Origin of the sequence: Catenibacterium mitsuokai (assembly GCF_025148785.1) — a bacterium.
Lineage (GTDB): Bacteria > Bacillota_I > Bacilli_A > Erysipelotrichales > Coprobacillaceae > Catenibacterium > Catenibacterium mitsuoka.
The window spans coordinates 69,164-85,596 of the sequence record NZ_CP102271.1 but is presented as its reverse complement, the minus strand read 5'-3'; the positions used below and the strand labels follow the sequence as shown (position 1 = coordinate 85,596).

The following is a 16,433-nucleotide window of genomic DNA, read 5'->3' as shown; positions in this document are numbered from 1 at the left end:
ATACTTTATCTTGATAGATTGTCAAATAAACTGTCTTTACTTATACTCTCCATACCTAACATGACCTCATCAATAAAATCATCAATATATATCAAGTGTGGCATATCATTCATTTTAAAGATCTTTAATAATTCTTCTTCTACATAATGTTGATCAATACCTTGAGCACATATCACAATGGCTTCAGGATTCAACATACCAATAATATTCTGTAGTTCTATGACAAGTGATTGGCTTCTGCCTTTCATAGAACGTCTATTCTTATTTTCTATCAAAGGCATATAACGAATCTGTCCAGCAATAGAACTCTTTCCTTCTACAAGATGTCCATGTACCACTATTCCTAAACGTGAATTGACTTTTGAATCTAATAAGACTATAGAATCATACTGCATATGCTTAATATAAGCGCCTATAACTCCCATATACACATCATTCTTTACGAATACTCGTTGTTTATAACGATGATTTATATCTATATCACAATCAGGTAAAGAAAGGCATATTGTATGCACCTGTTCATTCAACATCTCATCTATAAAAGAACACAATACATCACAATCTAACTTAGGTATATCCCTTCTCTTTTCTTCCATCATCTCACTATAAAGATTATAAAGACGTCCTATAACTGTTATTGTCTTATCATGCTTATATGCATAAATACATAAAGTCTGTGAAAATTCTCCATTCACCTTATAAGACATGCTTGGTCTTCCACCTGTTGATTCTCTATAGCCTGCCTTAATCACTCGATTACTTTTCAACATTTCTTCTAAAAGACTATCAATCGTAGACAAAGATAAACCTGTATAAAATACTAATTCATTCTTAGTACAACCACCTTGTTTCACTAATGATTGAATAATCTTCATCACATTCTTTTTTCTAACACCCCTTATTTCATTCATATCCTACCCTCCAGCAAGCGCTTACTATGTAAATAAAAATAGAAAGAGAATCCTTAACGATTCTCTTGAATTCTAATCTTTCTTTTAATAAAAGAAATTAATGTAATAAACCCAAACACAAAAGCCATAAATACAGCTAATGCCATCACATAAGAAAACGATGATTTCTCTTCTTTTTGAACCTTCTTCTTTTTCTCTGTCTTTGTCTTTTTTACAGGTTGTTTCTGTTCTGGTGTTTGTGTATTATCTTCATTTTTCTTCACTTCTACACGAATAGATACCTTATGTGTAGAATGAGATAGTTTTCCATAAACTGTATATTTACCTGGTTCATTAAAAACTTGATTATCCCAGATGATTTTTACTTTCTTACTTGTTTTATTGGAATATCTGACTGTCGCATATTGTGGTAATTCTGCTTCTACACCCGCTGTAGTAGAAACAACTGCAGGAACACTCACACTTGTAACAGATGCATCCTTCACATGAACCGTCTGTATAATTGTACTGTTATACACATAGCCCTTTAATGAAAAAGTATGCACATACTTCAATGCATTCCCATCATAGTTATCCCATTTAATCACTTCATTTGTGTGATCTCCATTAGACCAAGTCACAGAAGCTGTTGCAGGTAAAGAAAGTGCACTTCCTATAATCACTGTTTTATTAGACAATTCATCGATATGCGTTATTTTAGCCGCTTCTACATTCACTATACAATTTGTAGTAAGCTGCAAGTCTGAAATAGAACCTGTGACAGTAAATTGACTTGCATTTCTTGTCTTATATAAGCTTTCATCATATGTATTCCAGTCGATATTATAATCCTTCTCACTCCCATCATAGAAAGTAATCCTTGCCTTGAGTGGAAGTGATGGTGCTGTTCCAGAAGCCGTTGTTACTTCACCATCATAACTTACATTGACTACATGATTATCTGCATAAACTGGGCTTATAAAAAACAAAGACATCAATAAAACTATGAGTATCTTTCGCATTTATTTCACCTCTTATCTCTATCTTATGCTTAATTCAAATAATAGTAAAGATGAATACTACGAATTAACCTAATGCCACATCTAGAACCATCATCAAAGTAAAACCTACTGAAAAAAACAAGACACCTAGGTGTGAATGTTCTCCCTGACTCATCTCAGGAATTAATTCTTCTACTACCACATACATCATTGCGCCTGCCGCAAAACTAAGTAGATAAGGCATCACTGAGATAATATAACGTGCAAGTAAGATTGTAATAAGACCTCCTATGGGTTCTACAATACCTGATAATGTGCCATACATAAAAGACTTCAATCGAGACGCCCCTGTACTTCTTAAAGGCATGGATACAATAGCACCTTCAGGAAAATTCTGTATTGCGATACCTAGTGATAATGCGAGTGCACCCATAGCCGTAATTGTAGGATTTCCTGATAAGTTAGAAGCATAAACAATACCGACTGCCATTCCTTCAGGAATGTTATGAATCGTGACTGCAAGTACAAGCTTGATTGTTTGAGATAAGTGACTACGCGGTCCTTCCTGACTATGATCTAAATGCATATGAGGAATCAAATGATCAAGTAATAATAAGAATAGAATACCTAACCAAAATCCAATAAGGGTAGGAATAAAGGTAGATGCCTGCTCAAGTGAAGGAATAATTAAACTCCAAATAGAGGCAGCAACCATTACACCTGCTGCAAATCCAGTGAGTGCTTTTTGTATATTCATACTTAATTCTTTTTTCATAAAGAACACACAAGCTGCACCTAATGTTGTTCCAATAAAGGGTATAATTAAAACCATATAAATACCTCCTGTCATTCATACTACATAAACTAGTTAGTAAACACAAACTATATGATAAAGAAAAAAGATAAGCATGGGGAACACTTATCTTCTTTCTTGTATTTACACTTGTACTTTGTAGCCTAACGAAGGGAAGGGATTGTTTGACTACGATATATATAATACTTAATGATTGTGTTAAGATTATAATTCGATTATGTCAAATTATGTGAATCCTTTTTCCCAAACAAGTACATATCATCTATAGGAATAATATTCCTCATATATTGTGTCATATCAATTTCTTTAAGAATAACATCTCCTACGACAGATACATTATAGTTGTATTCATGTCCATCTTCATCAATTAACTGAATACGCCACCAGTCACGATTTGTAGAGGATGGATGATTAGATGTTTCAAGAAAGAATTCTCTTAATAGCTCTAAGAGTGTTTCTGCTTTTTCCTGACCTATATTCACTCTTTTACGTCTAATGATTCTTCTAGAGTTAAATCCATCTCCATAATCATATCCAGTAAACCAGATGTGTCCATCACGCATGATTGTTAAACGCTGACTGACTTCTACGCAAGCATCCGGTTTTACTCCACGTCCTTTCGCATCTGAATAAAGTATGATTTTAGATAATCTCATGACGAACACCTCCTTCAATACTTTTATTATAATTAATCACAATAAATGTATCAAACATTACAACTATTTTTAAAAAAATAATTATATGAAGAGTAATCCAATAGTATGTACGATAAAGGCACAAATCCAGGCAATAACACACTGGAAGATAACTATCTTCACAGCCCATGTAGCGCCTAGTTCTCTTCTAATAGAAGCGATAGCTGCCACGCAAGGTGTATATAATAAACAGAATATTAAGAGTGATAATGCACCGAGAGGTGTAAGTATTGTCATTAAAGATTCTGTTCCTTTAAATAATACTGAGAGTGTAGAAACAACACTTTCTTTTGCCATAAATCCTGCAATAAGTGATGTAGAAATTCTCCAATCACCAAAACCTAAAGGTTTGAAGATTGGCGCAATAAATCCTGCCACCATTGCAAGAATACTATCCTGTGAATTAGAGACTAAATCTAATCTTAAATTAAAGCTCTGTAAGAACCAAATGACAATAGAAGCGATAAAGATAATACCAAAGGCTCTTTGTAAGAAATCCTTGGCTTTTTCCCATAATAACTGGAAAGTAGTTTTTGCGCTAGGCATACGATAGTTAGGGAGTTCCATCACAAATGGAACAGCTTCACCTTTGAATAAGAAACGCTTAGAAATGAGGGCTGTAATAATACCCATCACAATACCAAAGATATATAATCCAACCATGACCAGTCCAGCCTGTTTTGGGAAGAATGCAGCTGCAAAGAATGCATAGATTGGAAGCTTTGCAGTACAGCTCATAAATGGTGTCAACATGATTGTCATCTTACGGTCACGTTCTGAAGGGAGTGTACGGCTGGCCATAACACTTGGTACAGAACATCCAAATCCAATCAACATTGGCACAATACTTCTTCCTGATAAACCGATTTTTCTGAGTAGTTTATCACTTACAAAAGCGACACGAGCCATATATCCTGTATCTTCTAATAATGATAAGAAGAAGAATAAAATAACAATAATAGGTAAGAAACTAATAATAGAACCAACACCCTGGAATACACCATCAATGACTAATGAATGAAGGACTGGGTTAATATCCCAAGCAGTGAGTCCTTTATCTACAACTTGAGTCAAAGCATCAACGCCTATTTCCATAAGTGACTGTCCCCAGGCACCAAGTACATTAAATGTTAAAAAGAATACGAGTCCCATAATAATGATAAAAGCAGGAAGACCAGTGTATTTACCTGTTAAGACTTCATCAATCTTACGGCTGCTTTCTCTTTCTTTACTTTCATGTGGTTTAACCACTGTTTCTTTAACTAATTTATTAATAAAGGTAAAACGCATATCCGCAATAGCAGCAGTACGGTCTAATCCTCTTTCTTCTTCCATCTGTGAAATGATATGTTCAATCATTTCTTTTTCATTTGTATCAAGGTCTAAGGCTGCTTCTACTCTTGCATCACCTTCTACTAATTTATTAGCCGCAAAACGTAATGGAATACCAGCTCGCTTTGCATGGTCTTCAATTAAATGCATGATGGCATGTAAGCATCTATGCACTGCTCCACCTTCATCATTTTCATCACAAAAGTCCTGTCTTAAAGGTGCTTCTTGATATTTCGCTACATGGATGGCATGATTCACTAGTTCATCAATACCTTCATTCTTAGCAGCAGAAATAGGAACAACTGGGATACCCAATAGTTCTTCCATCTTATTTAGATGAACATAACCACCATTACCTCTTACTTCATCCATCATATTCAGTGCTAGAACCATTGGTACATCTAGTTCCATTAACTGCATAGTGAGATATAGGTTTCTTTCTATATTTGTTGCATCTACGATGTTGATGATTCCTTTAGGTTTTTCATCTAAGATATACTGTCTAGATACTAATTCTTCACTTGTATAAGGAGATAAAGAATAAATACCTGGTAAATCAGTTACAAGTGTTTCTGGATGTCCTTTAATAGACCCACTCTTTCTATCAACAGTCACACCAGGGAAGTTCCCTACATGTTGATTAGAACCTGTTAATTGATTAAATAATGTCGTTTTACCACAGTTCTGGTTACCTGCTAACGCAAAGGTAATCTGTGTTCCTTCTGATAAAGGATTTTCAGTCTCTTTATCATGATATTTACCACCTTCACCGAGTCCTGGATGAATATGGTGTTGAATAGGTGGAATAGGTGTATGATTCTCTACACCTTTAGTTGTCATATCTATTCCAATCTTTTTTGCATCATCTAAACGTAATGTTAGCTCATAGCCATGAATACGTAATTCCATTGGATCACCCATTGGGGCGAATTTTTCCAATGTTACAACAGAACCTGGTATTAAACCCATATCTAGGAAATGTTGTCTTAATGACCCAGAGCCCCCTACATAAGTCACTGTAGCACTTTCACCAATCTTTAACTCATCTAGAGTCATAAAACCCCCTCCTTCATATTCTCTCAACAAGTATAGCACAAAAAAGCTTCCTTAAGTGGAAGCCTTCAAGTATTTTGCAGGTATAATCTTTGTAAGATAGATATTGTTTTCTGAAAGATAGAACTTGTATCCATCTTCATACATCTGTTTAGTATCAATAGTAAAGACATATGGTTCCCCGTGTCTTGAACCAACCGTCATTGCGGTTTCTATATCTTGAGATAAGTGAACATATATACGTGTCTGACTTAATATACCTTCTTCTAGAATAGAAGGTACAAAACGAGTCGCTGTTCCATGATAAAGAATATCATGTGGTTGTACTTCTTTTAAATCCACATTCACAGGAATAGAATGTCCTTGATTTGCACGTATTCTTGTATGATCTCCATTATATGAATAGCGCTGTTTCTCATCTTCTCTCACAATCATATCTAAGTCTTCTATTGTGATATTTAACGCTTCTAATATCTTATTAACATCACCATATCCATGATCATCTAGTTCAAGATCAATACTTTCTGGACAATGTCTGAGAATATAACTTAAACGTCTGCTTTTTCGCTCCATAATGATTTCTCCAATACTTTTCCAAGAGCCTCAAATAACTCCTGTTCCTTGTCTCCAAAACGACCTAAACTATTCGAATCAACATCCAATACCGCAATCACTTTACCTTCTTCATCATGTAAAGGGACTACAATTTCAGACTTTGCTTCTGCATCACAGGCAATATAGCCAGGGAATGTCGTCACATCTTCAATAAGAATTGTCTGATCTCCCTGTACACATACACCGCAGGCCCCTTTACCTACTTTAATATGTGTACATGCCACTTTACCCTGGAAAGGACCTAAGACAAGTTCCCCTGCTCTCATCATATAAAATCCTACCCAGCTTAAATCATCAATCGCATCCACGAGTAACGCACTTGCATTAGACAAGTTAGTCACAAACCATTCATTTGGTGAAATAAGTTCTTCTAATTGTTTTATTAATAACTCCATTATTATTCCCCCTGTGTATATTCCTCATACGAGACAATCTCATTGAGTGGTTTTCTCTTATCATGCATTGGTCCAGGTACACAATCCTCTCTTGGATAACCAATAGGTAAGATCATCACTGGTACATAATTTTCAGGAATATTAAACTGTTTGATTAACTCCTTATAATCAAAAGAACCTACATAAGTAGACCCTAATCCTAAATCAAAGAGTTTAAGCATCATATATGTAGCCATAATAGACACATCTACTTCACCACATTCTCTATTATGCATATCTTTCCATGATACAGTCTTGTCATAACATAAGATCATTGCGAGAGGCGCATGGAAATGATATCTAGTACATTCCTTTAGTTTTGCAAGATTATCTGGATCTTCTACTACAAGTATTCTTTGTGGCTGATAGTTTACAGCTGTAGGTGCTATTCTTGCAGCTTCTAATATTTTATCTATTTTTTCTTTTTCTACCTTCTGATTAGAAAACTTTCTAACAGAATATCTTTCTTTTAATAACTGATCAAATTCCATAAAGATTGACCTCCTTATAGAACTATTATATAAGAAATACTCTTCTAGATAAATAAAAAGCGGTCAATTGACCGCCTCAATTCATTATTCTGCAGGTTTTACAGATACTCCGAATTTCTTTTCAATCCATTTCTTAGTGCTATCGCTCTTTAAGATTTCAACAAGTTTCTTAATTGCTTTATTGTTTTTGTTTGATTCTTTTACAGCGATGATATTCTGGTAAGTCTTTGCTGCTTCAGAATTTGAATCTTCAGAAGTGATGATCTTATCAGTTACTTTTGCATCTAAAGCATAGTTACCATTAATAATACCGAAATCAACATCAGGTAATTTAGAAGCTACCTGTGCAGCATCTACTTCTACTAATTCAACTTTTTTGTTGTAAGATACAACATCCTTCTTAGTTGCAGTTACACCTGCATCTTTCTTTAATGTAAGAACACCATTATCTGCAAGTAATAATAAAGCTCTTGCTTCATTTGTTGCATCATTAGGAATTGCAATCTTAGCACCATCTTTAATATCAGATACTGCTTTATATTTAGTTGAATATAATCCTAAAGGTTCAAAGTGGATTGCACCAACGGATACTAGATATCCATCATCACCCTTCTTATAACCTTTATCCTTGTTGTAAGAAGTTAAGTATGGCTGATGCTGGAAGAAGTTTGCATCTAATGAACCATCTGAAGTAGATGGGTTGATATTAGGATAATCTGAGAATTCCTTAATCTTTAATGTATATCCTGCTTTTTCAAATTCTGGCTGGACATGCTTTAAGATAATAGCATGTGGTGAAGTTGTTGCACCGACTGTAATAGTTTTAGAATCTGACTTACTTCCACATCCTGCTAATGAGAAAGCTAAAAGACCTGCTGTAAATACTTTTAAAATGTTTTTGTTCATAATATTCTCCTCCAATGTATATAAATTAATGTGTTGTTTTTTCTACAAGTTTGTCACCAATTGCCTGAACAATTGAAATTAAAATAAGAATTAAGATAATAACGACGAATGTGATATCTCCCATTGATCTCTGTAGACCATATCTGATTGCCATATCACCAAGTCCACCTGCGCCAACAGAACCAACAATCGCAATCTGTCCGACTAACGCAATAAATGAAATTGTAAGACCTCTAATCATCCCTGGAATGTTTTCTCTTAGATAAACATCAAAGATGATTTCTTTTGTACTGAGTCCCATCGCAATACTTGCTTCAATGATTCCTGGATCAATTTCCATAATGGCTGATTCCATCTGTCTTGCGACAAATGGTGCTGTTCCTATAACTAGAGGAACAAGTGCACCTTCGATACCAATTGTTGTACCAAATAAGGCACGAGAGAGTACAGCTACAGTAGGAATTAAGATAATGAATGGGATAGATCTAAATAAGTTAATAATCTTATCTAAGATCCAGAAAACGGGTTCATTTTCTTTTAAGCCATCTTTTCTAGTGACTACTACAATAACTGCTAAGAAGATTCCAATAACCACTGAGATTAAACCACTGATTACCAACATTAATAATGTATCAATAATAGCTTGTGGGAAATCTGAAGCAAACTCTATAACGTTTGGAAATAGCTTAGTTACCACGTTTAATCACCTCCACTTTAACTCCCTGTTGTTTTGTGAATTCTAATGCTTTCTTGATATCTGCATCTTCGCCAGTAAAGATTGTAATAAGTGTACCAATTGGCTGTCCCTGAATAATTTCTACATTCCCAAAGATAATAGAACAATCAACACCGTAATCTCTTGATAATACTGAAATTAATGCGACATCTGTATTAGAACTCTGATACTGTAATTTCACCATCTGCTGGTTTTCATTTAACTGTGTAATACGATGATTGTCTTTGATCAATTCATCAATCTTATTAAGATTGTTTGTAGTAGCGATAAAGTTCTTAGTAATCTGATGCTGTGGATTAGAGAAGATATCAACAATACTGCCCTGTTCTACCACACGGCCATCTTCCATGACTGCTACCTTATCACATACTTCCTTCACTACAGCCATTTCATGAGTAATTAAAATAACTGTTAAGCCAAGTTCTTTATTTACTTTCTTAATAAGCTGAAGAATACTTTGTGTTGTCTGAGGGTCTAAAGCACTTGTGGCTTCATCACATAGAAGTACTTTAGGATTGTTGGCAAGCGCTCTTGCGATTGCGACTCTTTGTTTCTGTCCTCCAGATAACTGACTTGGATAAGAATCTTTTCTTTCTACCAAATCGATAAGTTCGAGTAATTCTAAGACTCTCTTATTGATCTTATCCTTACTCCAGCCTAGATGTTTTAATGGAAAAGCGATATTGTCGTAAATAGTACGACTGTTGTAAAGATTAAAGTGCTGGAAGATCATTCCAATCTTTTCTCTTTCTTTTCTTAAATCTGCATCGGATAGTTTTAATAAATCTTTATCCCCAAATACAACAGCACCGCTATCAGGTTTTTCTAATAAGTTGATACATCTTACTAATGTAGATTTACCAGCCCCTGAGAAACCAATAATACCGTAGATTTCACCTTCTTCAATATTCAGACTGACATCCTTGACAGCATGGACATCGCCATCTTTAGTCTTAAAAGTCTTTGTAACATGTTCTAAGTGGATCATGTTCTCTCTCCTTCCCTTAAATAAAAAACGTTCTCATCCATATAATAGGACGAGAACGTATCGTTTCGTGTTACCACCTAAATTCATTATTAAGTCACCTTAATAACCTCTTCGAGTACATGCATACTCTATCGCTGTAACGGGCGCTCCCGTCATGACTTACATTTCAGCCATGCAACTCCAAGACCATCTTCCTATAACTTCCCTTCATTCCTTCTCAGCTAACGGAACTCTCTGTATAAGTTTCATTACAGTACTCTTCTTTTCACTGTCTTTTCTTGATGTGGTTTCATCTTAGCACCACAAATTTAGTGCGTCAACACAAAACACGATAATATCTACTATTTTAGTAGGATTATAGTTTTATAAAATAGGGTACCATAGTTTTAAACTATATCAGTGTGTAAAAAAAGGATCTGTATTTCTACAGACCCTTATCTATAGCATCATGAATAATATCAGCATGATCAAAGGCAAGATCATTCATACCTATATTGATATCACCACATCTTAAATGTGTTTCATCGACAATAGTGAACCATTTCGCTTCTTTGGCATCATCACCAGCTTCTGGATGAATACTATTCTTATCTACATCTGCATAAAATGCGGTAGATACAACCCATCCACGAGGATCTCTTCCCGGCTGACTATAAACACCTACAAGCTTCATAGACACACCTTCTATACCTGTCTCTTCTTTAAGTTCTCTTGAAGCCGTCTTTTCAATCGGTTCATTCTTATTAGCGAAGCCACCAGGCAGTGCCCATTGACCTATATAAGGATGTCCACCACGTTTAACCAATAGAATCTCTGTCACATCAGAATGAGCAAAGATACAAATATCAGCTGTCAGTGAAGGTTTAGGATATTTATCAGGATTATAGCTTTTTAAAAATTCTTCTTCTGTAAGACCGTTCTTATCTCTACACATTAGAAATCAACTTCTGTATCGTAGTAGCACGCCTTTAATAAGTTTTCCATTTCTTCCTGAGTTGGAATACGTGGGTTAGAACCTGTACATGCATCAGCAATAGCGTTCTTAGCGATTTCTGGTAATCTTTCTAAGAATACATCTTCAGGTACAAATCCAACTTCAGCTGGTAAACCATCAGCACCATAGTGGTTGATACTATGTGGGATATTTAATGCATCGTTCATACCTCTTAAGTATTTAATTAATAATGCAACCTTTTCATCATCATTTTCTCCACCCAAGTGCATGTAATCAGCAATGACACCATAACGTTTCTTAGCTGTTTCATCTTTAGCGTTATAAGCAATAACCTTTGGTAAGTACATAGCATTAGCTGCACCATGGATAATATGTCCACCCTGGTCTACGAAAGCAGCACCAGTCTTATGAGCCATTGAATGTACGATACCTAATAATGCGTTAGAGAATGCCATACCTGCTAAGCACTGTGCATCATGCATATCATCTCTGCAGCTCATATCACCATTATATGATTTAACTAAGTTAGCCTGGATCATTTCAATTGCATGAATAGCAAGTGGATCAGTGTAGTTACAGTTTGCAGTAGATACATATGCTTCAATTGCATGAGTCATAGCATCCATACCTGTATGAGCAACTAATTTAACTGGCATAGTTTCAGCTAAGTCAGGATCTACGATAGCAACATCTGGAGTGATTTCAAAGTCAGCGATTGGATATTTAATACCTTTATCATAATCAGTAATGATTGAGAAAGCTGTAACTTCAGTTGCAGTACCACTTGTAGATGGGATGGCACAGAAATGCGCTTTCTTTCTTAACTTTGGAATACCAAATACTTTACACATTTCTTCGAATGTGATTTCTGGATATTCATATTTAATCCACATAGCTTTAGCAGCATCGATAGGTGAACCTCCACCCATAGCTACAATCCAGTCAGGCTTGAATTCTTCCATAACTGCAGCACCTTTCATAACTGTAGTTACTGATGGATCTGGTTCGATACCTTCATATAATTTAACTTCCATACCAGCTTCTTCAAGATATTTAACAGCTTTATCTAGGAAGCCATTTCTCTTCATGCTTCCGCCACCTACACAGACAATAGCTTTCTTACCTTCTAAGTTCTTAAGGTTTTCTAAGGCACCTTTGCCATGATATAAATCTCTTGGTAATGTAAATCTCATATTATATTCCTCCTATACAATACCTTTGATGAGCTCCTTTTCATCTAGTGAAAATTTTATCATAAACGCTTACATTAGTCAATGTTACAAAGGTTCTTACAGTTTAAAAAATACAATACTTATCTTCACTTTTTGCGATATTTAAGCCATTTTTTAGACTTCAAAATTTTTTTAAAAAACAATTCATTTTTTTCTTTGATTTATATACTGAGGCACACTTATATGAATAACTTCATCTGCACATTTAATAAGTTCAGGAGCAGCATTCTCTACAGCACAGCTATAATCAGCTTCTTCAAACATTTCTATATCATTCTTGCCATCACCAAATACAACCACTTCATCACATTGTAGTTTCTGTTTTAAGTATTTAATCGCATTTGCTTTAGAAGCATCTGGTGACATCACTTCTAGCCACCAATCATGTGAATACATTTCTTGATCAAAGACAGTATAATAATCTTCCTTAAACAAATCATAAAGAGGCTTTAATTTATCATAATCATCGATCAATAATAAATAGAAGATATCCCCCTCATAGAGATCTTCATAAGTATTCACAGGATGATTTCTAGGATCATCTAAATGATCATCCACAAAAGCTTTTACTCCTGCACTCGTCTTATCCTTAATATAAGAGAAGTAATTCTTCTTTCCTATTTGAGAATAAACAATAGGTGAGATATCATAATCCCTTACAGTGTCTAGTATAGAATCTCCTAAATAGTTTCCTAGGATCATATCTCCTTTAGGTGATAATATAAATGTCCCATTCTGGACAATTACAGGAAGCTTAAAGTTTATATCACCTATCACCTGTTTTGTGGTAGTAAGAGAACGTGCAGTCGCATAGGTGATATTCACATCTTCATCTATGAGCTGATTAATGAGTTTTAAGTTATCTGGTTTTATTGATTTATCAGGTTCAAGTAATGTCCCATCTAAATCTGTTACATAGAGCGTCTTCATAAATTCCTCCTATAAAAAAACATCATGATACTATTCTACCATGATGTTTAAGAAAAAGTTATTTTTCAAAGTATTCTGCGACTTTCTGCAAGTTCTCAATAATTGGAAGATGTTGTGGACATGTCGCTTCACACTGACCACATCCAATACATTCACTTGCTTTACCAAATGTATGTGTTAAACGTGTATAGTATTCTCCCTGAGGTCTCCATGATTTAGTCGCTACTTCCTGTTTATCAGCATTATAGAGTGAGAAGTATTTTGGAATCGCAATATGCATTGGACAACCTTCTGTACAATAAGAACAGCCAGTACAAGGAATTTCAATACTACTATTAATAATATCAACAGCCTTCTTAATCAGTGCCTGTTCTTCCTCATTTAAAGGCTTAAAATCTTCCATATAACCTGTATTATCTAATAGCTGTTCCATATTACTCATACCAGATAAGACAACCTGGACATTATCTAAACTTGCTGCAAAACGAATCGCCCAAGATGGAATAGACATGTCTGGATGATAAGACTTGAATGTCTCTTCTACTTCATCAGGTACATTGGCAAGAGTACCACCCTTCACTGGTTCCATTACAAATACAGGAACATGATGTCTTACTGCCGTTTCATAACATTTACGAGACTGTACACCTTCACTATCCCAGTCTAGATAATTTAACTGAAGCTGTACAAATTCTACTTCTGGATGTTCAGATAAGACACGTTCTAATAAGTCTGCATTATCATGGAAAGAGAAACCAATATGTTTTACTAATCCTTTTTCTTTCTTATCCTTTAACCATGTAAAACAATCTAATTCTGTATATTTCTTATAATGATCTGTTCCTACATCGTGTAAGAGATAATAATCAAAGTATTCTGCACCTGTTTTTCTTAACTGTTCATTGAAGATTCTATCCCTATCTTCTTTTGTTTCAATAAAGCCTGCATGAAGCTTATCAGCTAGTGTAAAAGAATCTCTTGGATGTCTTTCTACTAAAGCTGTCTTAGTCGCTTCCTCACTCTTAAAGGCACAATACATCCAGGCTGTATCAAAATAAGTAAATCCTTTTTCTAGAAATGTATCCACCATTCTTTTAGTTTCTTCAATATCGATACTGCCTGCATCATTTTGATCGAGTAATGGTAGACGCATTAAACCAAATCCTAATTTCTTCATATACATATCCTCCTTACATTCATTTTAACCCTAAAGTAAGGTTTAAGGGCAAGAAAAAAAGAGCTGTAACGCTCAAGATAGTAATAAATACTACCTATTCATTACAGTCCCTTTTGATTTTTTCATAATCATTTGAATAAGTGTAGGAATAAAGAATTCTATAATGAATGCTGCCATAAAGAATAATAATATCAGCATTTTAGTTACAGGTATAATCAAACTATATATATGTATCCTTATAACAAACTCTATAAAGACTTCTAGTAATACTACTCCCAAAACAGCTAACATAAGAGAATTCTTGATATAGGTAAGATTAAAACTGTTATTTATTCTCTTAGTAGTAAAACCTAAGTTATAGAGAAAATCTCTTGTCTGTTTTTCCTCTTTAAGAATCAGATACTTGAGATAGAAATAGAATCCATACAACAATACAAATACTATAATCATGAATTGCATTAATACTTGTTTATTGTTGGAAAGAAGCTTATTGATTGCACTATTATCTACAAAAGCACCTTCTACATTAAAACCTAGTTTTTCTAGTTGTTTTGTGACTTGATCAATATTCTTCAAACTATCTACTCTTACAGTATAAGCACCTGGTTTCCAAGGTGTTTCTACAACGACCTGATCCACATCACTCATTGTATAAGTAGAAGGTAATGATCCTTCATAGTATTTATAATCAGTCCCTTCCGCTCCAGGCACACCATATAATACTTTTGATTGTGTTGCATGATATGTCTTTCTATATTGATTTACAACACTTCGTGGGACATAGATACTGCCAGTACCACTATATGAATTTGAACTTATTTCTGTTCCTTCCTTTAATATACCTCTTACAGGTAATTCTACCTCTACGAGATCCACGAGGACAGTATTAACATCCACATAGTCACTACCTTCTGAATCAATACCCATCTGTGTTATACCAGATGCATCATACATAGTAACAGGTAAATAGAACTTTAATTTAAGATCATCCATATTGATTGAATCAACTGAAATATCCTGATTAGATAATAACTGATTACTTATATATACACCTTTATTATCATTATGCTTTACAGTTAAATTTGTATAATCATCTTCATTATCATATACCTGCATACTCACTAGATTTATTGTTTGATTACATTTCTTTCCTGTAAGTTTTGCTTCTTGATATTTCAATTGAGTTTCAGAATCTAATCCAAGTCTCATAACATCATCGTATTCTTTTTCATAACGCCATTTAACACTCTCAATATTCTTTACAGATTTAATCTTTTTATAATCTGATTGTGTCATAGGAAATTCTGAACCATTATATGAATAATAGTCATTACTCATCTTTTCCTTATATACAGTTAAATCTCTCGAAGCAATCGTATTGATTTTTTGTTCATAAGATGCATTATAATGTCCATAAACATTATAGCTATATGCACATATAATCATTGTGAAAGCAACAAGTATGTTCATAACTATTCTAAACGTACGATGAGAAAAACGTAGAGTAAATAATTTATGATTATGTGGTATCTGTGATATAAGAGATGTTTCCCTCTTATTTTCTTTTTCTAGAATAAGTGTTTGATCAACCTTATAGAGTACATCTGCTTCTTCAATCATCCTTTGATCATGAGTTGCCACAATCACATAATGTCCCTCTTCAGCATACTCTTTTAGATACTTAATCATTTCTATCGCATAGGATGCATCCAAAGCGGCTGTAGGCTCATCAAGTATCAATATTTCTGGCTGACTCATAATAGCTAAACAGATAGCGACTCTTGTCTTTTCACCACCTGATAAGTTTCTAGGATATTTTTTCTTTAGAGAAGCTATACCAAACTTTTCTTCATATGTATCATTTCTTTGATAACCTAGTTTAACTAATTGTTTAATATGTTCCTCTATAGTCATTCCCTCAACAAACAAAGGAATCTGTGGGACATTGATCATATGATCATAAATGAACTGTTGTCTACTATCTGGATCTAACTCATCTATTCTCTGTCCTTCATAAATATATTCACACTCATATGCGAATTGAAAGGCTTTTAAGAAAGTAGACTTACCAGAACCACTCTTTCCCCTAATAATAGTCAATACACCTGGAGAAGTATGAAATGATGCATTGTTTAAGATTACTTTGTCACCAAATGATATATTTAAATTTTTGATTTCAATCAC

At 34.3% G+C, this 16,433-nt stretch carries 16 protein-coding genes and 1 other annotated feature; all 16 genes read right to left on the bottom strand.

The genetic code is table 11. The annotated features are described in order from the left end of the window. Positions 1 to 5: 5 nt before the first annotated feature. Positions 6 to 911: a hypothetical protein gene (locus NQ499_RS00425; protein ID WP_006505534.1), complete on the bottom strand. Its 906-nt coding sequence runs from the start codon at positions 909 to 911 to the stop codon at positions 6 to 8. 53 nt (positions 912 to 964) lie between these two features. Beyond that, entirely contained in the window at positions 965 to 1,912 is a 948-nt protein-coding gene (locus NQ499_RS00420) for an Ig-like domain-containing protein (protein ID WP_006505535.1), read from the bottom strand. Between the two features lie 64 nt (positions 1,913 to 1,976). Continuing rightward, positions 1,977 to 2,741, bottom strand: coding sequence for a ZIP family metal transporter (locus tag NQ499_RS00415; RefSeq protein WP_006505536.1), 765 nt, complete (start codon positions 2,739 to 2,741; stop codon positions 1,977 to 1,979). A gap of 179 nt (positions 2,742 to 2,920) precedes the next feature. Beyond that, positions 2,921 to 3,361: a hypothetical protein gene (locus NQ499_RS00410; RefSeq protein ID WP_006505537.1), complete on the bottom strand. Its 441-nt coding sequence runs from the start codon at positions 3,359 to 3,361 to the stop codon at positions 2,921 to 2,923. An 81-nt stretch (positions 3,362 to 3,442) separates the two neighbouring features. Continuing rightward, the gene (gene feoB, locus NQ499_RS00405; RefSeq protein ID WP_040389837.1) at positions 3,443 to 5,788 is read right to left on the bottom strand and encodes a ferrous iron transport protein B; all 2,346 of its coding nucleotides are present in this window, start codon (positions 5,786 to 5,788) and stop codon (positions 3,443 to 3,445) included. A gap of 51 nt (positions 5,789 to 5,839) precedes the next feature. Further along, entirely contained in the window at positions 5,840 to 6,358 is a 519-nt protein-coding gene (locus NQ499_RS00400; protein WP_006505539.1) for an RNA 2'-phosphotransferase, read from the bottom strand. Continuing rightward, on the bottom strand, positions 6,334 to 6,795 hold the full coding sequence (locus NQ499_RS00395; protein WP_006505540.1) for a GAF domain-containing protein: 462 nt from the start codon (positions 6,793 to 6,795) through the stop codon (positions 6,334 to 6,336). Before NQ499_RS00395 ends, NQ499_RS00400 begins: the two co-directional genes overlap by 25 nt. A 2-nt stretch (positions 6,796 to 6,797) precedes the next feature. After that, complete coding sequence (locus NQ499_RS00390; protein WP_006505541.1) at positions 6,798 to 7,325, bottom strand: nitroreductase family protein; 528 nt, start codon at positions 7,323 to 7,325, stop codon at positions 6,798 to 6,800. 84 nt (positions 7,326 to 7,409) lie between these two features. Then, on the bottom strand, positions 7,410 to 8,231 hold the full coding sequence (locus NQ499_RS00385) for a MetQ/NlpA family ABC transporter substrate-binding protein (RefSeq protein WP_006505542.1): 822 nt from the start codon (positions 8,229 to 8,231) through the stop codon (positions 7,410 to 7,412). A 25-nt stretch (positions 8,232 to 8,256) separates the two neighbouring features. Beyond that, entirely contained in the window at positions 8,257 to 8,928 is a 672-nt protein-coding gene (locus NQ499_RS00380; protein ID WP_006505543.1) for a methionine ABC transporter permease, read from the bottom strand. After that, positions 8,918 to 9,955, bottom strand: coding sequence for a methionine ABC transporter ATP-binding protein (locus NQ499_RS00375; protein ID WP_006505544.1), 1,038 nt, complete (start codon positions 9,953 to 9,955; stop codon positions 8,918 to 8,920). The genes NQ499_RS00380 and NQ499_RS00375 overlap by 11 nt, the downstream gene beginning before the upstream one ends. A 42-nt stretch (positions 9,956 to 9,997) precedes the next feature. Continuing rightward, positions 9,998 to 10,233: a binding site (T-box leader), on the bottom strand. A gap of 146 nt (positions 10,234 to 10,379) precedes the next feature. Continuing rightward, positions 10,380 to 10,889: an NUDIX domain-containing protein gene (locus NQ499_RS00370; RefSeq protein WP_006505545.1), complete on the bottom strand. Its 510-nt coding sequence runs from the start codon at positions 10,887 to 10,889 to the stop codon at positions 10,380 to 10,382. Further along, complete coding sequence (locus NQ499_RS00365) at positions 10,889 to 12,103, bottom strand: iron-containing alcohol dehydrogenase (protein ID WP_006505546.1); 1,215 nt, start codon at positions 12,101 to 12,103, stop codon at positions 10,889 to 10,891. Before NQ499_RS00365 ends, NQ499_RS00370 begins: the two co-directional genes overlap by 1 nt. A 183-nt stretch (positions 12,104 to 12,286) precedes the next feature. Next, positions 12,287 to 13,072 carry a Cof-type HAD-IIB family hydrolase gene (locus NQ499_RS00360; RefSeq protein ID WP_006505547.1) on the bottom strand — a complete coding sequence of 262 codons (786 nt, stop codon included), beginning with the start codon at positions 13,070 to 13,072 and terminating at the stop codon, positions 12,287 to 12,289. Positions 13,073 to 13,130: 58 nt separating this feature from the next. After that, positions 13,131 to 14,249, bottom strand: a complete 1,119-nt coding sequence (locus tag NQ499_RS00355) for an aldo/keto reductase (RefSeq protein WP_081455809.1) — start codon at positions 14,247 to 14,249, stop codon at positions 13,131 to 13,133. Between the two features lie 90 nt (positions 14,250 to 14,339). Next, the gene (locus NQ499_RS00350) at positions 14,340 to 16,433 is read right to left on the bottom strand and encodes an ATP-binding cassette domain-containing protein (protein ID WP_040389838.1); all 2,094 of its coding nucleotides are present in this window, start codon (positions 16,431 to 16,433) and stop codon (positions 14,340 to 14,342) included.